The 25462-nt window shown below is 38.6% G+C and carries 33 protein-coding genes; 2 read left to right on the forward strand and 31 right to left on the reverse strand.

All coding sequences use genetic code 11. The features are described 5' to 3' along the window. Positions 1–120: 120 nt before the first annotated feature. The 27 genes from QFZ81_RS14765 to QFZ81_RS14895 form a co-directional block, all read right to left on the reverse strand. Positions 121–534, reverse strand: a complete 414-nt coding sequence (locus QFZ81_RS14765; RefSeq protein WP_307603220.1) for a hypothetical protein — start codon at positions 532–534, stop codon at positions 121–123. A 238-nt stretch (positions 535–772) separates the two neighbouring features. Beyond that, positions 773–1687 (reverse strand): serpin family protein, encoded by a 915-nt coding sequence (locus tag QFZ81_RS14770; protein ID WP_307603222.1) that lies wholly within the window; start codon positions 1685–1687, stop codon positions 773–775. Further along, positions 1684–2025, reverse strand: coding sequence for a serpin family protein (locus QFZ81_RS14775; RefSeq protein WP_307603224.1), 342 nt, complete (start codon positions 2023–2025; stop codon positions 1684–1686). Before QFZ81_RS14775 ends, QFZ81_RS14770 begins: the two co-directional genes overlap by 4 nt. Positions 2026–2552: 527 nt before the next feature. After that, a complete protein-coding gene (locus QFZ81_RS14780; protein WP_307602321.1) occupies positions 2553–3839 on the reverse strand; it encodes an IS110 family RNA-guided transposase in 1287 nt (428 codons plus the stop codon). A 154-nt stretch (positions 3840–3993) separates the two neighbouring features. Further along, positions 3994–4740, reverse strand: coding sequence for a hypothetical protein (locus QFZ81_RS14785; protein WP_307603225.1), 747 nt, complete (start codon positions 4738–4740; stop codon positions 3994–3996). Between the two features lie 212 nt (positions 4741–4952). Further along, positions 4953–5570 carry an HD domain-containing protein gene (locus QFZ81_RS14790; RefSeq protein WP_307603226.1) on the reverse strand — a complete coding sequence of 206 codons (618 nt, stop codon included), beginning with the start codon at positions 5568–5570 and terminating at the stop codon, positions 4953–4955. 103 nt (positions 5571–5673) lie between these two features. Next, the gene (locus QFZ81_RS14795) at positions 5674–6591 is read right to left on the reverse strand and encodes a Nif3-like dinuclear metal center hexameric protein (RefSeq protein ID WP_307603227.1); all 918 of its coding nucleotides are present in this window, start codon (positions 6589–6591) and stop codon (positions 5674–5676) included. A gap of 182 nt (positions 6592–6773) precedes the next feature. After that, positions 6774–7151, reverse strand: a complete 378-nt coding sequence (locus QFZ81_RS14800; protein WP_307603228.1) for a hypothetical protein — start codon at positions 7149–7151, stop codon at positions 6774–6776. 526 nt (positions 7152–7677) lie between these two features. Beyond that, the gene (locus QFZ81_RS14805; RefSeq protein WP_307603229.1) at positions 7678–8127 is read right to left on the reverse strand and encodes a GNAT family N-acetyltransferase; all 450 of its coding nucleotides are present in this window, start codon (positions 8125–8127) and stop codon (positions 7678–7680) included. Between the two features lie 205 nt (positions 8128–8332). Further along, entirely contained in the window at positions 8333–8743 is a 411-nt protein-coding gene (locus QFZ81_RS14810; RefSeq protein WP_307603231.1) for a GNAT family N-acetyltransferase, read from the reverse strand. Positions 8744–8795: 52 nt separating this feature from the next. Continuing rightward, complete coding sequence (locus QFZ81_RS14815) at positions 8796–9203, reverse strand: NUDIX hydrolase (RefSeq protein ID WP_307603233.1); 408 nt, start codon at positions 9201–9203, stop codon at positions 8796–8798. Between the two features lie 147 nt (positions 9204–9350). Continuing rightward, positions 9351–9803, reverse strand: a complete 453-nt coding sequence (locus QFZ81_RS14820) for a GNAT family N-acetyltransferase (protein ID WP_307603235.1) — start codon at positions 9801–9803, stop codon at positions 9351–9353. A gap of 63 nt (positions 9804–9866) precedes the next feature. Continuing rightward, positions 9867–10337 (reverse strand): NUDIX domain-containing protein, encoded by a 471-nt coding sequence (locus QFZ81_RS14825; RefSeq protein WP_307603237.1) that lies wholly within the window; start codon positions 10335–10337, stop codon positions 9867–9869. Between the two features lie 327 nt (positions 10338–10664). Further along, positions 10665–11165 carry a shikimate kinase gene (locus QFZ81_RS14830; RefSeq protein WP_307603239.1) on the reverse strand — a complete coding sequence of 167 codons (501 nt, stop codon included), beginning with the start codon at positions 11163–11165 and terminating at the stop codon, positions 10665–10667. Between the two features lie 112 nt (positions 11166–11277). Continuing rightward, complete coding sequence (locus tag QFZ81_RS14835) at positions 11278–11565, reverse strand: hypothetical protein (protein ID WP_307603241.1); 288 nt, start codon at positions 11563–11565, stop codon at positions 11278–11280. Positions 11566–11652: 87 nt separating this feature from the next. Beyond that, positions 11653–12492: an alpha/beta fold hydrolase gene (locus QFZ81_RS14840; RefSeq protein WP_307603243.1), complete on the reverse strand. Its 840-nt coding sequence runs from the start codon at positions 12490–12492 to the stop codon at positions 11653–11655. A gap of 140 nt (positions 12493–12632) precedes the next feature. After that, positions 12633–13022, reverse strand: coding sequence for a hypothetical protein (locus QFZ81_RS14845; RefSeq protein WP_307603245.1), 390 nt, complete (start codon positions 13020–13022; stop codon positions 12633–12635). Positions 13023–13217: 195 nt separating this feature from the next. Then, positions 13218–13985: a nucleotidyltransferase domain-containing protein gene (locus tag QFZ81_RS14850; protein ID WP_307603247.1), complete on the reverse strand. Its 768-nt coding sequence runs from the start codon at positions 13983–13985 to the stop codon at positions 13218–13220. Between the two features lie 199 nt (positions 13986–14184). Then, a complete protein-coding gene (locus QFZ81_RS14855; protein WP_307603249.1) occupies positions 14185–14550 on the reverse strand; it encodes a DUF6547 family protein in 366 nt (121 codons plus the stop codon). 104 nt (positions 14551–14654) lie between these two features. Then, entirely contained in the window at positions 14655–15275 is a 621-nt protein-coding gene (locus QFZ81_RS14860) for a hypothetical protein (RefSeq protein ID WP_307603251.1), read from the reverse strand. 595 nt (positions 15276–15870) lie between these two features. After that, positions 15871–16683 carry an SDR family NAD(P)-dependent oxidoreductase gene (locus tag QFZ81_RS14865; RefSeq protein WP_307603253.1) on the reverse strand — a complete coding sequence of 271 codons (813 nt, stop codon included), beginning with the start codon at positions 16681–16683 and terminating at the stop codon, positions 15871–15873. 61 nt (positions 16684–16744) lie between these two features. Further along, positions 16745–17323, reverse strand: coding sequence for a TetR/AcrR family transcriptional regulator (locus QFZ81_RS14870; RefSeq protein ID WP_307603255.1), 579 nt, complete (start codon positions 17321–17323; stop codon positions 16745–16747). Between the two features lie 246 nt (positions 17324–17569). Continuing rightward, positions 17570–18025, reverse strand: a complete 456-nt coding sequence (locus QFZ81_RS14875) for a GNAT family N-acetyltransferase (RefSeq protein WP_307603257.1) — start codon at positions 18023–18025, stop codon at positions 17570–17572. 241 nt (positions 18026–18266) lie between these two features. After that, complete coding sequence (locus QFZ81_RS14880; protein WP_307603259.1) at positions 18267–18764, reverse strand: VanZ family protein; 498 nt, start codon at positions 18762–18764, stop codon at positions 18267–18269. 595 nt (positions 18765–19359) lie between these two features. After that, complete coding sequence (locus tag QFZ81_RS14885; RefSeq protein WP_307603261.1) at positions 19360–19761, reverse strand: hypothetical protein; 402 nt, start codon at positions 19759–19761, stop codon at positions 19360–19362. A 52-nt stretch (positions 19762–19813) separates the two neighbouring features. Continuing rightward, positions 19814–20113, reverse strand: a complete 300-nt coding sequence (locus QFZ81_RS14890; RefSeq protein ID WP_307603264.1) for a hypothetical protein — start codon at positions 20111–20113, stop codon at positions 19814–19816. Positions 20114–20307: 194 nt separating this feature from the next. Continuing rightward, complete coding sequence (locus QFZ81_RS14895; RefSeq protein ID WP_307603266.1) at positions 20308–20631, reverse strand: hypothetical protein; 324 nt, start codon at positions 20629–20631, stop codon at positions 20308–20310. A 335-nt stretch (positions 20632–20966) separates the two neighbouring features. Between QFZ81_RS14895 and QFZ81_RS14900 the strand changes: the two genes are divergently transcribed. Together QFZ81_RS14900 and QFZ81_RS14905 are read left to right on the forward strand one after the other, a co-directional pair. Next, positions 20967–22238: an S-layer homology domain-containing protein gene (locus QFZ81_RS14900; protein WP_307603268.1), complete on the forward strand. Its 1272-nt coding sequence runs from the start codon at positions 20967–20969 to the stop codon at positions 22236–22238. A gap of 45 nt (positions 22239–22283) precedes the next feature. Further along, a complete protein-coding gene (locus QFZ81_RS14905) occupies positions 22284–22529 on the forward strand; it encodes a hypothetical protein (protein WP_307603270.1) in 246 nt (81 codons plus the stop codon). A gap of 332 nt (positions 22530–22861) precedes the next feature. Here QFZ81_RS14905 and QFZ81_RS14910 read toward each other — a convergent pair whose 3' ends face one another. From QFZ81_RS14910 to QFZ81_RS14925, 4 genes are all read right to left on the reverse strand, one after another. After that, complete coding sequence (locus QFZ81_RS14910) at positions 22862–23047, reverse strand: hypothetical protein (RefSeq protein ID WP_307603272.1); 186 nt, start codon at positions 23045–23047, stop codon at positions 22862–22864. Positions 23048–23252: 205 nt separating this feature from the next. Continuing rightward, positions 23253–23645, reverse strand: coding sequence for a DUF2569 family protein (locus tag QFZ81_RS14915; RefSeq protein ID WP_307603274.1), 393 nt, complete (start codon positions 23643–23645; stop codon positions 23253–23255). 206 nt (positions 23646–23851) lie between these two features. Next, positions 23852–24271, reverse strand: coding sequence for a DUF7674 family protein (locus QFZ81_RS14920; RefSeq protein ID WP_307603276.1), 420 nt, complete (start codon positions 24269–24271; stop codon positions 23852–23854). Between the two features lie 126 nt (positions 24272–24397). After that, positions 24398–25081, reverse strand: a complete 684-nt coding sequence (locus tag QFZ81_RS14925) for a hypothetical protein (protein ID WP_307603278.1) — start codon at positions 25079–25081, stop codon at positions 24398–24400. Positions 25082–25462 lie beyond the last annotated feature (381 nt).

A 25462-nucleotide genomic window follows, 5' to 3' on the forward strand; every position in this document is an offset into this window, starting at 1 on the left:
ATACGATATTAGAATGACCATAAAAATGAAACAGCGGCGGACCAAGACTTGAAAAACAAAGTCTTAGACTGCCGCTGTCCTTATTGAAGTAACGTTCTCCGTTAGCTTAAACCGTAAGGATTAATCCCACCAAATCGAATACACTTGATAGCCAGGAAGTAACGATGGGGCAATTGTTGGTTCCCCGTATTGATAACCTGTATCTAAATCGGAAGGACTTAAGGACCCGACCCATTCCTCAACTTCTCCCTGACTTGCACTGGTTAGAATATAAATTCTCTCCGAGAAAGCCCAGTCGCTTCCTTCTTCCAATTCCATAATTTCTACAAATACATCCTGAACCTCTTCTTTATTCCGAATCATAGTTAGAACTTCATAAAAGTGCTGTAATCCTGGGTGTTTCATCAGGTTGCATCCAATTGAACTTTCATCTGTATTACCAGTGAAAAAATCCTCAACTGAAACGATTGGTGCTACTTCAGCATCAGGATAACCTTGTGAGTCAATAAGGCTCTCTAATTTACTTTTCACCATATGAAACCTCTATTCTTAGATATTGCCGTTATAGCAACACATTACCATATTAAGGAACATTGAGGAAGATAGACTTCATTAAAGATAACTGCCCTTCAATGAAAAAGAGGAGCTGCATCGCTGCAAGCTCCTCCACTATCGTTTTTCGTTAGTTTAATAAACACCTTATCTACCAAGCAAAAACAGACTCTTTCCTCAGTTGATGTGGAGTAACACGTTGCAGTTTAAGTACAGGCGTTTATGGTTCGACCACGGAACCTACAAAAAGCCATGCGTCGGTCTGGCGGTCTTCAATTGCGAAGAAGAACGGCCGGTTTATCGTCACCTGGAACGGTTCATCGATTGGTGCCGAAGCCCCTGCCATATGTACCGAAGTGACCGCAGCTGCCTCCGTTCCTTTTTCATTGACCTCGATGAACGTTTTGTGTGTTACCGCACTGATGAAAAGGTTGGGCGGAACAGGGGCCATGCCGGAAAAATCTGCATGGACTTCGTCAAAGGGCAGCGTCATGCCCATGGCCTTGAGCGGTTCTTTCAACTTTTCGCTGTATTCGATCTTCAAACGGGGAAGCTTGATTTCACCCCGGTTCGACTGGAACGATTCGTGCCAGCGGTTGGGATCCTCCCAAAGCTTGTCATGGAGAGCATCCAGTGAAGAAGATTCATCCGGAAGAATGACCAGCATGTCCATCTGTCCCTCTCCGTAAGGTAAGCGAATGGCTTGAAATTCCTCTTCCTGCAAATATTCATAGGAGCCTGACTGCGTCATCATCTGCACTTGCTTGGTGGAACCATCCTGCAGTTTGAAGCTTTCTTCTTTCGTTGCAGAAGGTTGGAATTCCTTTTTCCACCCGCCATTGAAATAGACCGCATTCATCAGGATTAAAACTTCCATGGGATCGATGGATTCGATCATCCTGGGAATTTTTCCATTGGTATTCTTGTTTACCCAGTCATTGATCGTGTCAGGAGCGTTGGGACTGTTGAAATCGAGCTCAGTTATTTTCGCGTCGTAAAACGCTTGATTGGCTTTCGTGAAATCACTGTGAAACGGTTTTCCTTTACGTGACCAAATCGAGTTGGCAATGCGCACTTGAACGTCGCTGCCCGGCTGCTGCAAAAGGGAGATAAGCCTTTCGTTGCCCCGATTCATTTCATCCAGGGACACGCCTGCCAGCCCAAAGTCTTAGCCATTGAGAGTTGTGTTTCCCCCTTACTTCCGTTGTAAGTCATGGCGAGCGCCAAAGAAATGCTGGTTGGCGAAATGAATATGTTTTTCTTCTTGTTCTGCTCCGTTTGAACCAGTTGCCGATGGAGCTGCATGCCGAACTCGTTGCTTGCTTTGACGATACGCACATCAACTCCGGCCGCTGCGACTTGTCGTTTTTCCAATGAAATCGAATTTCCAGAATGTTTGGCACAAGCTGTCACAATCAGTACCAGCAGTATGCCAGCCGCAAGAAGTTTACTTTTTCTAAAATTATCTTTCATTTCGGAACCCCCTGTCATTCATATGCTTATTTGACGAGGAATCTTTACATAATGTTCCATGCAATCGATTTGATTTTCGCTTGTATGAAAAGCCTTAACGGCTAGAGGACTCCCACCGGATGCCGTTATTAAGCTATCGTTCTCCGTCCCTCGGTTTTAAGGGTTTATCTCACGTATACTCACTCATTCGCAGGATTTCATCACCTTTAAAATCAATATCGTTCAGATACTAAGTTGGTTAGAACCGTTGGTTCATATTTTGGGCATACGGGAACAGAGGAACACGTGGAATATTTCCCCAGTTCATACTCTACTGCACGCATACTCCACAATTTCCTTAGAGGTTCACCCTCCCAAGGCTCAACGGGTCTATGCCCTTACATTCCTTCGTTATACCTGACCAAGGTGTGGAGACCGATAGCGTTTAGCGGATGGGTCTGTGCCCTTTTGGAGAACGAACTCGGTCCTCCGTGCTTTCTTTGTGAATATCCTGCGAATGAGTCAATCTACGTTATCAACAATAAGTCTTAGGCTGCCGGAGCGTAGTTGGGGGTAGCTTTTTCAGGTAAAAATGCTTCTCCTCTTTGAACAATGCCAACCAGAATTCGAGCCAATTTTCCAAGCAGCTTAAAAAGGGACTGTTGTTTCTTCATTTGCTTGATCTGAACATTATTCTCGTGCATCTGTCGAAAGACTGGATTCGTTCCTACGAGTGTGATTGTCGCCAAATACAAATATTTGCGTAACGTAGCATCTCCCCGTTTCGAAAGTTTGATTTGTCCCTTGTGTTTTCCTGACATTCTTTCAGCCAAGTTTAGACCTGCTTTACGCAATAACTGACGTCCATGTGCATACTGCCTAAGGTCGCCAGCACAAGATAGAATGGCTGCTATGAAGATTGTGCCTAGGCCTTTGATCGATCGAAGCTGATCGGCAATAGGAATTTCTTTTAGCAATGCTTGAGTGTCCTTTTCAATCTTTTCTAGTATTTCAACGATACGCTCAAACTCTTCTAATAACCGCCTTAAATCTTGCTTGGCTTCATGAAGAGCTGTCTTGTCTCCTACACTCTGCTTAGCTTGTGAAATAAGCTGCGCAGCTTTCTGAGTACCCGTAGAACCACCAGCTCGTTTCATATGCCTTCTCCAACTTGTAATTACCTCGGATACGGACAGTGACTGAAGATCTAGCGGTGAGGGTAAATCTTTAAGAGTAGCCAAGGAACGTTTGCAGGTCCAGTCTTTAAACACCGAGGTATACTCGGGGAACCGAATATCTAACCAACGGATGATCCGGTTCTGCAGCCGCACACTATTCGTCACCCAAAATTCCCGGTCACTCATCATCGTCCGCAACCTTTGAAAGACGGTAGTCTGTCTCGTGTATTCATAGTAATAGCCTCGACAGACGACGTCTGCGATAACAAGGGCATCCTTAGGATCACTCTTGGACGGACAATTATCGCGGTTCTCCTTATTTCGTTTGGTGGTTGCTGGGTTCACCATGACAACGTTTATGCCTTTGTCGGCAAGCCAATTAGCCAGGTTGAACCAGTAGTGTCCGGTTGGCTCCATACCGATGATTAGGGTATTCAATCGGTGTTTCTGTTGCAATTCATCCATCCAACGTTGTAATCTTTCGAATCCTTCTAAGTCGTTCGTAAATGATAGATGTCGCTTGGCCAGAACGATACCCCGAAAGTTAGTAGCCTGCGCGACATGAATTTCCTTCGCCATGTCGATACCTACTACAAGATGCGAGGTGGAAATTCGTTCAATACGTTGATTTTGTCCATCGTTTTGTTTAAACTTCATAGTTAGAGCGCCTCCTTGATGGTATTGGGTTTCGAACCCGTGCACAAACCCATCATACCGAGGCGCTCCTTTTTTGACAAAGCCCATTTCTTAGGCTATACAGGAATGTTTAGCTTAACAAAATCGATATACTACATACTTTCACAGGCTAAGTTCACAGATACTTTTTCGCAGACAAAATTGCGCCTTTTTCATCCAGTATTTTTGATTCGTATAGTGTAAATTCTTTTTTATCAAATTGATAAAGGTAGAAATTATGTAAGGTAAAAACCGAGATTGGATGGGAAAAAGCAAAATTCCATTGTACCGTTTCGATTATACAACCGATGTTTTCATTATGAATGACATATTCAGCTATCGGATCCAACTGAAATTTCATTTTTTGCAGTTGTTCTTCTGAAAAAAGAAATCCTGTCATGTCAAGAATGCCAGTCATTCCAGTTATTTTGTCATAAAACCGGAGGCTTTTTCCTTCTAAATATTCACTCTTAAATCGTTCGTAATCCTGTAAAGTTGTTATACGTGGGTCAGTAAAAATTTGCTTCCAATTAGCATTAACTACACTGTAAACATTTAGCCCCATTTCCCCTGCGCTACCTGTTCCATATTGATAAAAGAAAATCTCATCCTGATTATCGGCTGTCACATCGCCAATCATGATTTTACTTGTCGCATACCCTTTCCGATCGATTATTTTGCCATCAATTTTCAAAATAATTGCGCGCGGGAAATCGTTGACTGCATCGAAAAGTTCCACTTTATGCATAGTATTTGGATCAGGCGAAGAAAAATCAATGGTCTGGATTAACTTGTAAGGTTCGATTGGATAGGACATCACACTTTCACTTTGCAGTGTAGAAATCACAAACATTATGCAAATAAGGAATAATATTTTTTTCAAAGCAATAAATCACTCCCAAGTCTACCAATTTTCATCATGATATGTTTCCAAATATTTGCACATTTTATGCAGGACATACATTTACAACCAATTACAACAATCCAGATAACAATCATTTCTTTATTAAAAGGTTACCGTAATGTTAGTTGTATATTTTGTCCAAAACAAATACCGCCTGTTGAGAAGGCGGTTATATAAACTATCGTTACCCGTTAGGTTAATTCACTAGCTGATTTATCATCGGAATTATAAAGATAGCCTTCTTTTTTTGCGAAACTCCATAGATGATTAAATAGTTCCGAAAAGGAATCATTATGATTTCTCCAGCTTTCGTTATAAGCTAATATCTTCTCAGGTGCAATTTGATTTTCTTTCCAAACCGTTCCCTTTGTATTGACATTCTGGGCAAAAGCCTGCATCTTGTCTATTGTCTTAACAAATTGTGATTCGAGTGTCTCTCCTGATTCAAACTCATCCCATAACTCATTGAATTCGCTTCTGAAGTCTTCTGGGAGCTGTGCAAACAGAATCTCAGCAGCTTCATCCTCTCTTACCTTCTTCCCAACACGTGCCTTAATATCATGGGTGAATGTATCACCTGCATAGATCTCAACTAAATCGTGAATTAGAATCAATTTTAAAGTTTTTTCTAAGTTAACTTCATAATCAATTTCCTTATGTAACAAAAGAGCAAACATACACATGTGCCAGGTATGTTCTGCATCATTTTCACGTCGTACCGTGTTCGATACATAGGTTTTACGTTCAATCGTTTTAAATTTGTCTAATAACGAAAGAAAATCAATTAACTGAGCTATACGGGTAAACATTAAAATTTCTCCCCCTCTATAAAAACATATTATTATCCTTCTGTAATACGATATCGTTCTTACTAATTAGTCTTTATCTTACAGTTATTGATAGGGTTAACCTTTACACCCACCATTTACTCTGTTTAATTAGAAAAACATTTGCATTAACATTTGTTTTTAACCATTTCTGAAGTTGCGTTTCCATAACATGATATTCAGATACGGAATGAGATACCCCCATTAATGACATCGTTGATGTTTCTGCATAATTCTTGATTTGTTCATACTTTGTTCGACCGTAATCGTTATCGATGTGGCAGTGAATCTCCCCAGATATATAAGCTTGTACACCTTTTTGTTCTGCTTCCTGCATAACATTAACACGATCACCGCAACCTGCTACGATAGCAACTTCAGTAATTAATTGGTGCCTTTTACCTTCAAAATCAATGTACGGGATATCGAATATTTGTAGAAGTTGCTTTTCTAATGCATTCGTATCAGTTGGTGGTATTTTACATATGATGCCGTAATACTTATCCCCGTCTTGATAAATACGATCGACAATTCTGATCACTTTTAGAGATTCTGCTATCGCTAAATTGGTACTTAGAAAATCGTGGTAATCGAGTGGCACATGACAAGTAAAAACGGATAACTTTTTTTCCTTAAGTGCATTTAGTCGCTTATGCTCAATAGGTACAAATCCACGGCCCCATAACCCTTTTGGATCACCACACTCCATAGTCAAAGGATGATGCATAAATAACATGTCACCTTCGATGGATTGTTCAATAAATTGATCGAGTACCTCGTCTGTAGGGAATACTGCTAGAAAAACATTATTAACCTCTTCACCTCCGCGGAGCATTAAGCCATTGAATCTACGTACAAATTCTGGCTCAAAAAATGTTTTCCAATCAAATGATATTGGATCATAGACCCTGGGAATAAACTTACTAAAACTCGGATCTTTATCAAGTTCATTGATTCTGAAATAATCAACAAGCTTGGAACATAGAGAATCCAAACTCTCCAAACTTATCACCTCGCACGTTTTTCCAAATTCTAACACATGGAAAATAAACATTAAATATGTAGACACAATTTTTCATCTGTATATTGCGCTATGCTGCCCGTTAACGTAATGGAGGCTGCCTTGGCAGCCTCCCATTGGTGTGTTATTGAACAGCGTTACCCGTAAAGGGAAATAAATTTTATCTATCCCAAGTCAAAAGTTGACCATCCGTTTTCTTTTAATTGATTACACATATTTCTGAAATGCTTATAACCCTTACGAGAATGCATGTTTCGAAACCATTCATAAAAGGTTCTCCTATAAGGAAATAAGAATCGGGTTTTTGGTTCTGAGAAGAATTCAATGTATGGCACCTTATCAAAAGCATCTCTCCAACCTACACAATTTGTTTCTTCTTCTTTTAAGTCGGATGTATCGAATTCAGTCGATCTGTTTACATAATTAACCCAATTTTTTCTACAATCATCGAATTGAATTCGTACCTGATTACCATCAACATCAGTGAATACTAGTCCAGCTTTATTTATTGAAATCATAGATTGATGAAGTATTTTATTCACCTTATCACCTCAATAACTACCAACATTACCCAAATTATACCACGTCTGTACTAAATATTGTTGAAGAAAAGTTATCCGTTAGATTAACGAATAATATAAGTAGCTCATGAATATTTTAATCAGCAGAATAACCAAAACGGCGATCCAGCCGAAAAAGAAAAGACCTAAACAGGCACTAAACATTTGTTTCCCAAAACTTCTTTTTTCATCTGAAATCTTGAGTGTTAAGACGAAACCAATAAATATTAAAAAGAATAAAGTCCAAAAGATGCTCTTGAATAGACAGATGGCTCCGCCGAATAAAAATGAAGCTAAGATAAAGTAAAATATCGATTTTTTCTTGTTCATTTTTCACCTTTGATTTTATACGGCGTAATACCTCACAGTGTAATTCTCCAACTAAAAATTACAATAATTATTTCAATATCTTCTCTTCGTTTTCCTCCCTTTACTTTAACGAAACCAGGGAGCAGCTTTCGCGTGGCGAGCTGCTCCCTGGTTATTACGCTATCGTTCACAGTTAGCTTCACGCCAACTGGAGTAAATGAGTATCATTTTCAGAATCATCTTTTACCGAAAACCCAATTGAGCGATAAAACAAATCAGCAACAGGATTATCAGTCTTTAATACAAGGATTTGATAGTAATTTCTAGCTTCTGCAATTACTGAATCCATTAGCATCCGCCATATCCCAAATCGGCGTACACTTGGTGAGACATACATTCGGCGAACACGACCAATTTCTATGTTCTCTGAATGTGGGGCTTGATTCAGTCCGCAAATTCCAACAATATCGCCATTTTTTATGGCTAGAAAGAGTGCTTCCCCGTCCAAATCGAACTTATTGGTTCCATCTTCATAATCGGTTACCAATCGTTTGAGATGCCGAAATCCTTCGCTCATACTCTCTTCAACCAACAGATTAAGCTTATGGGTATCTAGATGATTCACTTTTGTAATTATAAATTCATTCACTTAAACCATCTCCCCCGAGAAGTCGTTTTCAATGCTCCAATCTTAATTCAACACCTTTTGGAAGTATCCTTGTTACTTAAGAAAAGGCAACCAATCCACCTGGGCTGGTTGCTTTTACATGTTGTTATTGAACTCTCGTTACATGTTGTTATTGAGCTAACGATCCTCGTTGCTTCAATGAAGAGTCCTAACTCATCGTTCTTCTCTAGTTCAGTTTTTTCGCAAGAAGAATCTCCAATGGTTGAGTATCTAGTAATAAGCACCCTGAATCTTTGTAACCTAATTTTCTATAAAAGAGTTGAGCATCTTCATCAGCTTGAGTAGATGTCATTACCAACTGAAAGCCTTGTTTTTTCATTTCATTTTCCCAAAAATCGACTGCTTTCTTCCCTAACCCTTTATTGCGGTAAGGCTCTTCGATCCAAATCATATTCATAAAAGGAGTATTATCCCAAAAGTGGCTGTAACGCATCCATCCGATGATTGCAGCACTTTCATCTTGGAATAAGTAAATTTCTCTATCCCTGATTTTAGATAAAATTAATTTCTCCTTGAGATGGTGATCTCTGTCTTTTAAGAACTCAAAGTCCTTCTCGGTTGCAGCTATAATCTTCATATTGATCCCTCTTCTTGCAAGAACTTTATCAAACTATTGTTATCCGTTACTTCTATGCCCTATGTTCGATATACTGTAACAAGAACTCTTTATCTTCGGGAAAGGTTAAGTCTATGTCATTTAACTGCTCAGGGGTCTTCCAAGCAACTTCATATATTAGTTCATCAGGGTCATGAATTATTGGTTTGCCGCCTTTAATTTCAATCTCGAAATATGTAACATGATATTCTACTGTATCAAATGCCCCTGCTTTACTTTTTATTTCTTTAATTATCTTACAGCTGTAACCAGTCTCTTCATGAACTTCCCTAATACAACATTCTTCCAGGGTCTCATATTGTTCTTTCCCCCCAGATGGCACTGACCATCGCTTTTCTTCTTCTGGTTTACCTTGTAGAACCATAAGTATCTGTCTGTCAGAATTAACACATAAAGCTGCCGCACCGACCCACATATTCAATTGAATTCCTCCCTACGAAGAGTCAACCTTCGTATTCTATTTTAACACATACTGGAAGAATTCTGCCCGTTAGCAAAGTAGGGATCGTCAGACTGCACGGCAGCCAGCGATCCCTACTTTAGTAACGTTCTCTCGTAAGCATAACATTCACTCAATGCGTAAAACCATTTCGTCCGTAGCTTTAAAACCAATTGATTCGTATAGATGACGAGCATTATGACTAGCAAGTAGCCTAACCGTACGAATATCTTGTTCGGTAAACCAATTTAACACTGCATTAGTTAGTAATTTTGCATATCCTAGTTTCCGGAATTTCGGTTCAACATAAACATCACCGACAAAACCGTATTTTCTTTCATTGTAGAAACTATAAGGTATGTCTTCCTTAATAAACGCGCCAGCACACGCAACTACATGTTTATTCTCTTCAATAACAAAATGCTGAGCTTTTCCGTTAATATAAAGTGTACTATAAATAGAAATAACTTCTTCGATAAAATTACTAATGAGTAAATGTGACATGCCTACTTCTTCAAACATCTTCAGTTTTAGTTCTGCAATTGTAGGGATTTCATCCTCATTAGAAGGTCGATAAATCATGGTTGCACCACCTGTTTTTAAATTACAAATTGAAGTATAGTTCCCGTCCCTCGCAATGATAAGTTAGGCGAACTCAATCAGTTTTTTGTCTATTTCGCTAATCTTCCCAATATCCGATGTGCCATCCCATAAAATAATACACCTAGCTTCATCATTCTCAACAAAATCATCAAGTTGACTTAGTTGACCTGAAAACAAAGCTCCATACTCTGTTCTTTCAGGGCCATGGAAACTGGGTTGAAGTCTAAATTTCATTAAACCTTTAAAGTAAACTTCATCGATTTTTTGATTTGTTTCCTCAAATAATTCCCTAATTACGCATAGCTTAGCAGTTTCTCCATCTTCAATAATACCTCCAGGCAATTCCCAGCTGTTTCTCCATTTATTATGCATGAATAGGTACTTCCCTTGATATTGCACTACAATTAATGCATGTGTTAATGGAGCATCGAGTTCGGTGGTATTGAGTTGATCCTCTTCAATTCCAAAGAATTCCAAGAAAATATTCCCTTTTGCATCTGTCATGATTGCCATTTCTGAATTCCTCCGTTTCCTATTTTTGCTGAAACAAAAAACGCGCTAGACCCTTGGTCCTGCGCGTTGTATATCGCAGGATGGGAAGCGCGAAGAGCGCTAACCCATCCCTGTTTTTAAGAATGGGTTAACGCTTCTCATGTTGATGTGGTTGTATCAAACTCAAATTAAACATTCGTTTCTCTCCATATCACAAATATTATGGTAATAATAACCAACACTCTATATTTCCGTCAAGGTTTAATTATGCTGCCCGTTTGCACAAAGGCTGCACGCGGCAGCCTCGATGTTTGGGATTTAACTATCGTTTCCGTTAGTTGAACGATCTCAATGACTTTCTTGTATTTTCTCAATAATTTCGCTAATACATTGTTCAATATCCATATTTGAGCAATCAAGTGTTGTATCACTGTATTTTTTGTATAAAGGGACTCGTTCCTCGTAAACGTCCTTAAGACTGTTTCCTTTCTTTATAACTATGCCTCTGGTTGTTACGTTTATTAGTCTCCTCTGGATTTCTTCATATGGGACATGTAAATAAATGATCAAACCATCCTGTTTAAGGTTATTTATAGCCTTTTCTGAATATATAACGCTTCCACCTGTTGATATAATGCAATTTTTTAGTTGCAACTCCGACACAGATCTTTCTTCGATTTCCATAAATTTTTCGACACCATCATTATCAATTATATCTTGTAACAACCTTCCATGATGTTGTTGTATAACAATATCTGTATCCACGAAGTCCATACCTAAAGCTTTTGCAAGCAACACACCTAAGGTGCTCTTGCCAGCTCCAGACATACCTATAAGAACAATATTCATATTCTTCCTCACTTTTGTTACTTGATAGTAGTGGTTTCAATAGGTCATTCGACAATTTACTGCTGGCAGGAGCGATCAGCTCCCATTTGTCAACTAACGTTCTTTCGTTAGCTTAGGGCTTTGGTGGCCGATTGTATGGAATGTACATTGGTTTGATTTTCACAATATTCTTTAGTTGTTCATCTGCGTTCCAGTTATCACTATGCTTAGTAGCAGGCAACAACCATTTCGCACCGTTAGATAGCCATTCCTTTCGGTATGTTTCAAAGGTATATAGCATGTCATCAACGCCAAACTCAAAAGCGCAGCATTCGCAAATTTCGAATGATTCATTACCTTTTTCATCATAAGGTTGCTTTTCTAATTCTTCATAACCACAAACTGGACAAATGTAACCCATTTTTCCCTCCAATGCAGGCTACCATATGCCGGCAGCCTGGTTTATCATTGTGCAATTGTTTCCGTTAATTGAACAAAAGAATCATTTTTAATGAAATGAAAATGATTGCTGTTTTTCAATTCTGAATAGCCAATCCGTCACCAAACTTATAAGTACTTCCCTTTGCTCAATTTGAATCATATGTCCTGCTTGATCGAGTACTGCTAACGATGCATGACTGTATTTCCCAAAAAGTTTTATATGATCTTCATAACCACATATCGAATCCTGCTTCCCCAAAACGATAAGTGTAGGTTGTTGTAGTTCTTCAAAATTGCCAAGAGGATCAAACTTATAATAATAGCCTTCTTTCTTCCAATCAGAGGCTAAAAAACCACGATTAGCGAGCAATCGTCCTGGCTGAACATCTTTTAAGAAAGTTAATAAATTTGATTTGTTTTGATGTACCATAAGCAATTGAAAAGCTTTCAAAATATCATCATCAAGTTCACCAAATAAGCTTTTATCTACTTCAAAAACAACCTTTGCAGGCAGTGTTCTTTCAGTTCCTGGTAAATGAAGAGCAGAGGCAATCAAGGAAATGCCTGTTATTAACTCTCTTTTTTTGTGTACTATTCCTTGTGCCAAATAACCCCCAAATGAAGCTCCAATAACTGAAAACATCTGATCAGGAAGAACTGCATCAATAAACTCAATGATCATATCAAGCATATCTTCAGTACCTTTTACTTGCTCAGTTATTGCACTTTTGCCATGAGCGGGAATGTCCAAATAGATTCTCTGCCAGTCTTTTCTTTCCATAAAAATGGGTTCTAGCCAAGCCTTCATAGATCGATGGTCTGTCCCCATCGCATGTAGCACAATAACTGGGCTTCCCTCTCCACATACTTCATAGTTAATTGTTCCCTTGCTAACATGGCATTCCATTTTAAAGCCTCCCTAGTTTGAAGCAACCCTTAATTTTTCTTTTTATTCTATTTCCAGAATGAAACAGCAAGCGATTCCCGTCTTGAACAGGTTACCCAGTATGCCGTCAGCCTGTATTCTTATTGAGCTATCGTTTCCCGTTAGCTTAATCCATAGTAACTCCTATAAAACTCCAAAACTTTATCCCTTCCTATCGTTTTGAGCTTCTTGAGATAATCTAACTCTTTTTCCGCTTCAGCCGTCTTTAATGTTTTTAAATATGAAATGGTTTCTTCTAGTCCCGCGCCTATAAGCAGTTCCCCATCTATATAACAACCTGTATCGAAATCAATATTTTTTGCCCTCCATATCTGCACTGTATCCTCTGCAATTCCATAAGTATATACAAGGATACAAAGTGTTTTCAGGTATTCATTATCCTCGCGTTCCTCATTTAAAGACTCGCTAGACAGCAACTCTTTAAGAATATCCCTGTGTTGTCTCATTGGTTCTAAACCATACTGTTCAAGTAATAGCTCAGTTCTGTCCATGTAATCATCACCGTTTCAAAATATTATTAATTGATCTAACGTATCCCGTTAGCTCAATAGTCTTATGTTTTAATTAGAGTCGCTGCTTATAGTTGTGAGGCTTGCCGAACACCTAATGCAGTGACGTCCCGACGGGCTTAGGGGGCTGGATGTGGTCACTCGCTTCTCAGAGTGACCCGGAGCGTCAATATGGTGTTAGCCGAAAGAAGTTCTGGAAGCAGCCATTGCATTTAAGGCGTTCTCAAAATAGCTATATACTTCATCTGCAATTCCCAGAAACTCTTCAACAAGTACATTACTATCCAAGTAACGAGCATACAGATAATCAACTAAAGCGGAGTCAATCTCACAATAGTTTAATATGGCATTCTTCATCTTAATAATGTCATCTTGCCATACACCTGTATCTTCTAAAACCAAAGAGTATAATGCACGAATTAATCTCTTAGAGTAACCTTTAATATATCTAGTTTTCATTGTGTTATCACTAGCATTAGAAAGTAAACTATGTATACGATCTACTTCCTCCTTGGTCTCTGTATTTAAGTCTAAAATGAACTCTGGAGAAATAATTATCGGTGGTACTTTTTCACCAACGTCATGACCATATATGCAAACACAAATTATCTTTACCCAAAAACCCCACTCATTTGGTTTACTTAATACATCGTCAATCGAGCAAATTATCGTATCAATCTTAGTTACTACTGGATATTCTTCCAAAAGCCTGTCTTTAATATTTGACAATCTTTCGTAATCAATATCTTTGGGATTTACACATACAATAGTAAAGTCTGCATCTGACTTAAAAGGTTTAGCAGTTCCTTTTGGAATCGAGCCACACATATAAATGCTATGAATCTTACCTTTAAATTCGGTAAGTATATTATCTATATACTTATCAACAAAATCCTTATATTCACTTTGTATTACAATTCTATTTATAACTTTTTCTAATATCATATAGACTCCTCCTAAACTAAGAACTTCTTTCGGCTAACGTCTTTTTTGCGAACTTCGTAAATTCGTCATGACTTAAGTTATTCGCGAAATCATTCAACTATCCTGCCCGTTAGCGGGGCAAAGGGCTGCCACACGGCAGCCCTTTTGATATTGAACTATCGTTTCTCCGTTAGTTTAATGGCTTGGCATTATACCACTTTCACTTATTTGAATCCGGCCATTCATCGCCTTCTCTTCTGCAAACCCAATCAAAATACATTTCGGAACCAAATGGTTCTGTTGCCATCTTAACCCCATTCTTTGCAATCTCAAAGCCTTCAAGGTTAATCTGATCGGTTAAATATACAAGAACATCATGGATCCCACCATCGCGAGCAGATTGAGCAATTAGTGCAAATACTTCTTTTTGCTCTGTAGTTAGCTCGCCTAAGACTTTGTTGACCTTTTCATTCTCAACCGTTTTAGGCCAACCATCTCCCATTATCCAGCGAGGGAGCACACCTGGGTGTAGCTTGACTAAATCATCAATGAATATTTTATAAAGTTCTAGTGCTTCGCTGTCCATTCGCTTATCCCCCAAGTTTATGTAGTATCAGGTCTTTGAACTTCTTTTTCCACTTATATTCAGCTATCGTTCGCCGTTAGCGTAACAATTGACTATTTTAATAATTACGAATTACTTCTCTTTTTTATCACCAGTATTCCAATAACCACAATCAACGCAACCAAAATTACTTGTGTTAGATGATATTTAACCAAGCGATGATACACCATTTTGACATAAGCCAGCTTATTCGAATACTCCATCTTATTCATTGTATCTTTTAAATTTACATTTTCTATTGGCTTTACGCCTTGTCCAATCTTATTAAGTTCCAAATTTGAATTTGAAAATTCCTTTGTTAATGAACAAGTGCTTGTCTGTATAGTATTCTTATTATTGTCGTTATTACTAGCAAAAACAAGATAGGTTTGACCAACTTTAAATTCATTCCCACAAGATGATTCCCCAAAATTTGTATTAACTAAAACTTGTGTTTGAGAAATCCCTTTCCATGTTTGGTCTACATCAAATAAAACAGCTTTTTTAGATTCAAGAATCCCATCTACATCAATAACCTGTAGTTTGATTTCAAGAACCTTACCAGAAAACACAGCTTTGGATTCTTCTAATGCTTTATGGGGGTCTGGTTGAAAACCACAACTACAAGCATATGTTTTACTTGAAATAATGGTGCTAATAAAGCTAAACAAAACCAAAAACGTAAGTGCAATCAAATATCTTTTCATATTTGCTCCATCCTTCCATGAAAAACAATCCATATCAATAGACGTTTGTTTCCATTTTATGTTTCATTATTAGACTAGGACGAGAAAGCTAGCATATTTGGATTGAACTATCGTTTCCCGTTCTTTGACTCCGTTATCCCCGCGAAGCAGACCCCTCAACTATCGTCTCCCGTTAGTTCAACGACTTGTGGTACGGTTCACCGTATCATTGGATAGATTAACAAAAGTGAAGGGTAGTGCTTAGCTCAATGGTTTCACCATTTTAAGATTTAGTAAAATTAGTTCATGGAAGGCGTAACAGAAATAGCCCCCTGCATCTACGGCAAAAGGGCTATTCTAAGGGGGCATTTCATCTACGGCTCTTTTCCTTACTTATGATACGGTTCACCTTCATTAACGGCTGGAGCTGGCTTTCGTGTAGCCTCCGGCCCACCAGGTCGCGCAGGAAAGGCAGCTGTTCCGGGTAGCTGCGTACGTAGCGGACTAGGCGAAGCGCTCACCTTCGAATGCAAGATTCCTCCTCAAGTGTTCATTAATAAGATGGCTCAATTAACAATCTACATTTGGAGGATCTCGTCTTCAAACAGAACTATCATCAATCCGCTTCAGCCGAACGCTCATGCCATACGCTGAGCTCTTTCAGCTTATTGTTATACGATTCGCGAATCGTGTCTGCAGAATAAGATCCAACCGGCAGCCGGAGCGGCACATTACCGCTTTTAATGACGGAAATAATATATTGCACCGCTTTGGCCGGATCGCCGATCTTGACGTTCGAAAATCCTTTTTGAAAAGCTTCGTAATACGGCAGGTACTCCGGCTTCATCACGGAGCGGTCCATCGAGTGTCCGATAAACTCGGTTGCGAACACGGCCGGTTCCACGATGGTTGTCTTGATCCCGAAGCTTGCGAATTCCTGTGCGAATGACTCAGAGAAGCCTTCGACCGCAAACTTGGAAGCGGCGTAAAGGCTGAACGGCGGATAGGACACTTCTCCGAAGAAAGACGAGAAATTAATGTAATGCCCCGAGCCTTGACGCTTGAACACGGGAAGCGTCGCGCGAATGACATCCAGTACGCCGAACAAGTTAACGTCGAACTGTTTCCGGATTTGTTCATCCGTATACTCTTCCAGCATGCCGAAAAGTCCGTATCCCGCATTATTCACGACAATGTCGATTTGCCCGAATACGTCAACGGCTTCTTGAACGGCGGCTTGAATTTGGTCCTTCTTGGTCACATCCAGAGCAGCAAGATGGACACGATCCGGTGCCAACGCTTTAAAATCCTGAATAGCATCAAGTCTGCGCGCCGTTGCAACGACTTTGTCTCCCGCTTGAAGCAGCTGCTCCACAAAATGGCGGCCAAATCCTGTCGAAGTTCCTGTAATAAACCACACTTTACTCATCGTAATTTCTCCTTTTTATTTGAGATCGATCGTTCTAATATTGGCAAAAAAAAAGCTTTACTTAGGCATTAAGCATCGCCATTGTAAAATCGGCTATGCGGTAAAGCTTCTCTTTGTCGGCGGAGGTTCGAGCAAGTACGCGCAGCCCCACCATCGTGTTATGAATATTCGCCGCAAGTTCGCTTGCGTCATGGGTCGTGGCGAACTCTCCGTTTTCCTGTCCCTTTCGGATCAGTCCGGCAATAAGCTGTTCCGTCCGGTCAAAGCTTTCTTCAGCCATAACGTCCACTTCGGGATCCCACGGAGCAAGCTCCACCGCCATATTAACGAGCAAGCAGCCCAGCGGCTTCTCTTCGTTTCCTTCAACCATATAGTCAAATAGAAAACGCAAAGCTTCTTTTGCGCTTTTGGCGCGAGTAACGCCTGAATCAAAGTGCCCGAGCAAGGTCTTGCAATAACGGTCGATGACTTTTAGAAACAATTGATGTTTGTCTCCAAACGTATCGTACAAGCTTCTGCGATGGATGCCCATATTCTCGACCAGGTCGTTGATGGATGTCTTCTCATAGCCTTGTGCCCAGAATAAATGCATCGCTTTCGTCAGAACTTCGTCCTCATCAAATTCCTTCACTCTAGGCATTATGTTCTCCTCCTTCCCCTTTCTTTATTCCACATCGAGTACTATACCATAATGAGAACGATCGGTAAATAACATTTTTTACTGATCGTTCCCGTATTTTTCGCTGTCACTTGTGATAGGGTTCAGCATATCACAAGTAAACTAATCTGCCCGTTACTTCAACAAAAAGGAGCAGCTGCCGGCCGCGGCGAACTGCTCTCTGATTGTTCAACTATAGTTCCCAGTTAGTTGAACAAGATATTGAGTTTATATTTCTTTTGCCATTACGATGCTCGTTTCTTTATAGCCTAACTTTTCATATAAACTACGCGCTATTTGGTTATTAGCAAAGACGTGAAGTCCTATACTCTTTATGCCAAATTCTCTTCCCACCTTTTCTATATCTTCCATCGCTTGCTTGCCAAATCCACGTCCTCGGTAATCTTCCCTAATTTTTATATCGTAGATAAATCCTTTGTTGTTTGGTTTCAATGCTAGCCAAATCATTCCAACCTCTTGGCCATCAGAACGAATTGTAAATAATTTGTTATTAGCGGTTTTCTCGCCATCCGGCAAAAGTTGTGCGTATTGTTCCGTTGCCTTACTGAAAGATTCCTGTTCGCTCCAATTACCAGATTGAACGTTATTATCTGCATAGCTTTTAATTGCAGAATTAAGGTACTCCTTGAATTCAGTTGAATTCATTAAATTTAATGTAATCATTTTTTGTCCCTCTCTTAAAATATTATGAAATAAGAAATTTCGTATTTCCTTTGAAATATCCTTTTTTGATTCCGCCATTCTGCCCGTTAACGTAATAAAGGCCACCGATCAAATCGGCAGCCTCGTCTTGGGTTTTCATTCAACTATCGTTTCCGTTAGCTAAATCATGCGATGCCGTTAGCCGGTGTCGCTTCTTCGAAATCATTCTGGCAGACCTTGGGCCAAACGTGTGAATACGGTGTTATATGATGCGTGTCTTTTCTTCGATATGCTTAATATTTTCGGGTTTTTGTTCGAGAAATCTAATTATCATTTGGTTACGTAATATTAATCGAATAAAGCCGTATGTAATCAATGCTCCTGTCGAATTTAAGATAATATCGTCAATGTCAAAACTACCTAAGGTAGTAACAATTTGAAAAATTTCAATCGACAAATTAAAAATCAAAATAAATGTAATAAACTTGTAAGCTTTTCTAAATTTTTCGAACATTACAGGCAATATTACACCTAAAGGTGAAAGCATTAATAAATTTCCAGCTAAGTTCTTAATAAGAATATCGCGATTGTAATGCTCGAATCTCAAAAAATATTCGCTTACTGATTTAAAAGGATAGAAATTATACATTCTATGAGAAAAACTTAAATAAAAAATTCGATCTAAAATAAGGAACTTTACTAAAACTAGACAATACAACACGAGAACAATGCGTAGAGAAATCTTAATAAATCTGCTCAACTATGATATCTCCTTCACAATGATTTATGACTTTTATTCTTTAATTCAATCCCTTTAGGCACTTTTCATATAACGCCTTATTTATGGACTACTCAATTTTTTCCATATTTGAGGTATTCGTGAAATGATTCCACAATCCTTCCTTAATAAAAGTAAAGGATCAGTTGCAGTGATATGCTCCTTTTTTTAACTAAAGTTATCCGTTAGGTCAACGAGGTACAAGATTGTTTCCAGCTGCATAGAGGAGCTCCAATCGCTTGACTTTGTAAGCAGCCAAATTAGTGGCGAGGAAGTCACTTAGGAGAGAGGTTAGGCCCCCCATCTGCTCACCGAAGGGATTCGACATTAGAAGACCGAGGACGAATAGACTTTCGCTTGTAAGACGGCTATTGGCAGCCTACTCTTATTAAGCGTCGCTCGTACGAGCATCCAAGAAATAGTCTACACGATCCTCACATGATGAAACGAAATCATAATTAATTTATATTTTAAAGGGGGTCAGTTTTATTATAGGCTTGATTCATAAAAGCCATATGAAAATTACATTTCATTCTTGTTACAATTATTGAACTGCGCTAGCTCTATGATTATTTGTTTATTTTAAAATGGCTAATCTCTCTATAGCCTTTTGACGAATTTCTTCATCTCTATCTTCTTTAAGAATTATTAATACAGAACGAGTTACTTTTTTGTTCATTGCTATCCTCATCCTGACAGATGAATCATTATCCAATGCCATTTTGAGTTGAAGTCGTTCAGGAAGCTTATTCTTTGAAGCGACCATAAACCTTACGCGATCTGATGGATCCGCAGCAAGAATCTCTAATACTTCAGCAGGTACCATTTTGTTCTGCGCAACCCAAAACCTCATATCTGGATAATTATCAATTATTTCTAACCAAATCTCGATGGGGGCCTCATCCCAGGCTGCACGTAGATATTCATCTTGATTGTCACTCAGTCTTAATCGAACAAACTCCTCTGCCGAATTGATCAAATAACCAGCCCCATTACATTTGAATAATTTTGAACTAACGTTTTCCTTTAGTTTAATGAACAGTTCCAAAAAATGATACAAACAGTTCTTTCTTCTGATGAAATTCAGGAGAATCAGAAGGTAACAAACCACATGCATACTCTATAACCACTTTCCGACCGAACAGAACTTTTTCTGAGGTTTTAACACCACAATCTTTGCAGTTGAAACCACATCCATCCGATACGTTTTTCCATTGTCCCTCAAACGTGTTTATAGCTCTGTGTTCAGCAAAGCTTACAGTTACCCATGGTGCTAATATAATTCCTGGAACGATAAAAATAAGGACTACAATAAAAATTATTTTTTTCATGATTCCCCCTTACATTGCCTTACCGTGCTTTTCATTTATTTTTTCTTCAATATAATCAGATTCCTGCCCGTTAGGTGAATAAAGGCTGCCAATCATGCTGGAAGCCTTTAAAGATGTTTTATTGAGCAAACGTCTCCCGTTAGCTTAATCCCATGACGAAACAGAATGAATCACAGCCAATAAACCCGTGGTTTTCATTCTGTTCGTGGTTTTGAATTAGTGAGTGCAAGGATTACTCCGAAGAATAGTATTGGAAATGTCACCCATGAAATCTTAAATGGTCCTTCAGCATTTAACAAATACCATGCGCCTGGAATTGAAAAGAATAATGATACAAACAGCAATATTCGCATTTTGTATAATGCAGTGCCAAGTGTAAGGATCGCAGGCAATAAGATAAAAAAGAAAAAAAGCGAAATTGTAATGTAAGAGCTGTAGTAGGAACGGATGATTAATATCATTCCAAGTATTATATGGACAATCGATGAGATGGTCACCATAAATGTTCCATATTTCATTGAAGAACCCTCCTAAAAAATATTCAAAGCCTGATGAGCCCAAGAAGGATCTACTTGCAGATATACCAAATAACCCCATAAATACAGACGCTGTAAATACATTAAAAGTTGCGCATAACTGCCCGTTAGCGGAGGAGTTAAGCTACTTCATTTAATGTAAGTATTTAGTGTTTAATCCATCAACGGAATAACTGCCCCAATTTTCTCAAAATACGGCAAGATCACCTTCGGTTTATCATTTTCCAACAAACCTCCATGGTCTATTTATTGAGAAGCATTTAATATGGTATAGGAACTTAAGATTCAAATATAGGACAGCTTAGAAAGGAACGAAAATGTACACAAGAATGAGAGTTAAATATAGTGTTATATTAAAATTGGTCAGTTCTGTGCTCCTTTGGTTTGGAAGCGCACTTTTCATTAATATCAATGCGAATGCGCAGGGAGAATTACCTGCTGTTCAAACAGTTCGTATTGATATGGATATGGTTCAAGCCGGACAGCGGCAGCAGCACAAAGTGCCTTTTAGCGCAGATAAAGGAATTCTTATTTTGAAGCAGGAGCTGGTAACGGATGATAACGTTGCCCACGTATCCGTGATAGATCCAACTAGCGGAGAGATTGTTGGGGAAGCACAGCTAGAGGGATACTCACAAGTTCAGGTTACCCTGCCCCACAACGGAAATTATGAGTTTTATTTCAGCAATTTCGGTGATAATTTTATCGATTCGGAACCACGATTTGAGGTTTCTTTAACAGGCGCCAACTTGAAAGTGGAAGATACAGCGGTTCCTAAGTTTAGGCTTGGTTACTTCGAGCCATATACGATATGGAGTGAGCCCGCTTCTTTTGAAATAGGCTCAGATACGTATACGATTACGGCTCAATTAGACGGAGAATCGGTAGACCTTTCCGAAGTAGGAGATCACGGTAATATGCCGTTAACGATTAACCCTAAGGGGTTGACAGAAGGATTCCACACCTTGAATTTTATTACGGAAAAGAAGAGCGGCACTGGAACGATGATTACGCGCAGGTTTATTGTGGACAATGTGGATGCATTCTCCGATGTTACTAAAGCACATTGGGCTCATAAACCAGTGGAAATCATGAACTTGCTTGGCATCCTTGATGGACGCAACCCGGGGGTGTTTGAGCCTAGCAAATCCGTGACGCGCGCCGAGTTTGCTAAAATGCTTGCCACAAGTATCAAACTCCCGGTAGATTCTAATTCAATCGCAAGCCGTTTTTCGGATGTGCCCACGTACTCGTGGTCTAACCCGTACGTAGAGGCACTAGCAAAGGCGGGAGTGACAGAAGGAGAGCAATGCGGACAAGGATTGTGTTTCAACCCTAACCGTCAAATTAGCCGCGCAGAAGCTGCTGCAATGATGACTAGAACGGGCAAAGTCTCCCAAGTAGACCACGCTCAAGAAAAAGGATTTATGGATGTTAACTACCTACTTCCCAGTTGGGCTTATAATGGAATTGTAAAACTAAGTAAAGCAGGTTGGATCGACGGCTATGAGGACGGTCTTTTTCATCCCTTTGGGACACTTACCCGGGCTGAGGCGGCAAAACTTGTTGGCAAGTTTAGAAAGATCTAAATTGATTGCTTATTTCGGAAAACTATAAAGGATTGATGAACATACGTGAGATTATTTAAAGGTTTGACAGTTACAATTTGTATATTATTTGCGATTTCATTTCTGTACTACTGTGTAAGAAAAGATGCCATGGCGCTGGCTGTCAAAAGCTATGATTATCAGTATGTTGCTAAAAGTACCGAGATTGTATGGTTTAATTTAACCCCCTACTGGAGCGTTACTATGCAAAAAGAAGGTAAAAATAGAACAATCATGATTGATCCAATCCTTCGAGAAGTAATTGCTGAGTAATTGCGTGTTAAAACAATATGATTTCAGCTAGTTTTCCTCGTTTAGCTGAAAAAACATGGGTTATCACCCAGAGCATTCATGATGAGTTCCAAACTAGAAAGAGCCCAATAATTATGGGCTCTTTCTTAATTATTTAATTGCCGTTGCCGTAAGACATGTATCTCGACCGTTTTAACTTTCAGGTCCAATTAACCTGCCAGTTAGCTGAAAAGACAGCCGATCAATTTTCGTCGGCTACCTTCACTTGTTGTTTATTGAGCTCTCGTACCTCGTTAGTGGACAAAAAGGTAGCCCCCTTTTTCTTCGGGGCTTTATTGAACGAAGCTTCGTATTTAGTTATTATTTTCCGTTTTTTTACTTAGTAAAATTGCTGTTATTAATGAAAGCTGTAGTGAAAGAACAATTCCAATTATTAAAACCATTCCTCCATCATTGGTACTTGGCTTAATTGTAAAGCCAATTATAAAGAAGAGAATAATTGAAACAAATACTGAAAGTAAGAAATAACCAAAAGTCATTTGATCTCACCTTTTCTTAAGTATTTTGTTATAACTGTGTTTATTAATGCAATTCATACCATAAACTGGTATTTGCATGAGTAATATTTATTGTGTTAATTTGCCAGTTAGCGGAATAGGATACCGAATTTATCACTGGCAGCCTGCTAGGTTCTCCGTTAGTTGAACGACGGTATCTGATGCCAAATGCCTTCTTGAGATAAATTCAAAAAGTTGTATTTACACGTTTCGAATATCTAAAATATAAAATCCATATCATTCCCGCAATAATTATAAGAGCTGAATCAAGAACATCATATAGTGTTCTATCTGAAAGAAAGAAATCAATTATTTCAAATAATATCGCTATTAATTCAGTTATGATTGTAATCAATGGTCCATTCTTGTTCTTCTTTAATAAATTAAAAAGAGAAATGATAAAAAGAACTTCTAGTAAAATATAAGAACCAATAGCATACACACTTTCAAGGTCCCATTCTAGTACCTCATCTATCATCGTGAATATGTAATATGGATTGATCGAAACTCCAACAATTGAGTAACTAACATAGAATAGAAGCCAGCCTCTGATTCCTGCTAGGTTTTTCTGTTTTTGCACGTATGTTGCCACCTTTTTATTCTGAAAACTAAAATTAGATATTTTTAATTATGTGTTAAATTCAAAATAAATGTAATGGCAGTTAATGGATCATGTGTTGTTGATTTTTAACTAAAATAAAAACCACCTCAATGGTGGTGAACCAGCTATTTTTATTCAACTAACTTTTCTCGTTAGTTCAGCGATGAAGGTTTGGTTAAATAAAACTATTTTTCTTTATCACCTACAAAATTTGTTTTGCCTTCCCAAAAATCATTCAGATGATTCCACCATTTAAGGGACTCTGGATTCAAGTATGTGATAAACAATTTCGGATTGAGGTTACTATTTGAGGAGACATTTTGTATTGCTTCTAGCAATCCAATAGTCGCTGCTTCCTTAACATACTCATCCCCATTGACATGCAATTGCTCTATAACCTGAAATATTTCAGGGAATTCCTCCAGCTTATTGGTTTTATATAAGTCAATTAGGTGATGGGCAAAATCCCCTAAATCAACATATAAAAGTGGTTCATCATCATCACCATAATTATCTTCAAAATACACTTTCCATCGCTCCTGATAAGACGGACATGCCTGAAGCAACAATTTCATTACTTGTTGCTTCTTAATTTGGTACTCCATAAAAGACCACCTTTGCACGATTTTTATTCATCATCTTTCCACACAGTTTATTACACTAACCTGCCCTTTAGGTGAGTAAAGGGCCACCATGCGGCAGCCCTCCTTGTAATGAACTATCGTTCGCCGTTAGTTTAATGTTTTTTTTGCATTTACCTTTAATCTAAGCTTGTAAAGAAACCATGATGTAAAAAGTGATTCATTTGCCTTATGACATGAAACTTTATCTATAAAGTAAAAATCATGAGGTTCCACTGTAATTCTTGTAATTGGTGTAACTGGTGTTCTGCTAATCCATTCATCAAACGAAACAATTGAACTATTTGTATTTTCAAAAGATTCTTGGGGTAGAAAATATACAATACCGTTCGTCCAAGGGTTTTTATTCATTGTGTTCTGAGTCAATGAGAAGAAATAATATCTATTTTTGTTTTTGCGTATTTTGAAACAAGCGTTTCTAAAATTATCAACTAACTTGTGCCGATCAAATACAGCATAAAATAAAGACCAAGTCCCATCTTTCGTTGCAAACACCGCCTCAACGTATTGACCATTATAAAGCGTCTGTCTTCTGGTTTCGAATTCTAGAATTCCCTCATTGTTTGATCCGTGCATTATTACTGGCTTGGAAGAGGAAATGTATTGGATAAAACGATATTTTGGATAATTGCTTGAATATATAATTTCAGAATTTTCACTAATGGCATCCGAGTAGATTTTGTCGTATTCCACGACTTCATGAGGTGAAAACTTTAGTAAAGAAGACCGATAAAATAAAAGTCCCATAAGCATTGAAACGAATTTATTTATCATTTTTTCTCTCCTCAAGTTTAATGAAAAAGGGTTCACTTCAATCTGTGTTTATAGATATTCAACGTCTTTAATAATTCCCCTTTATTCCTAGTATCCTGCCCGATAGTTGAGCGGAGCGCACCGAAACGAAATTTCATTACCGGCGAAGCTGCATTATCTAAACGAGCGTGTGAAAATCCCTTGAAATATAAAGCCTTTGACATTGTTTACATGTATTCAATGTATCCTTGTGGGAGAATCACAAAAAGCAGTCCAAAACTGGAACAATACAGTCTTGGCCTGCTTTTTTCTGTCATTCAACGATCGTTCTCCGTACTTCAGGAATAAATCTTATAAGCCGACAACCGATACAGTCATCCATTTTGCAATCAAATGCTAACC

It is taken from the genome of Paenibacillus sp. V4I9 (genome assembly GCF_030817295.1).
Taxonomy (GTDB): Bacteria; Bacillota; Bacilli; order Paenibacillales; family NBRC-103111; genus Paenibacillus_E.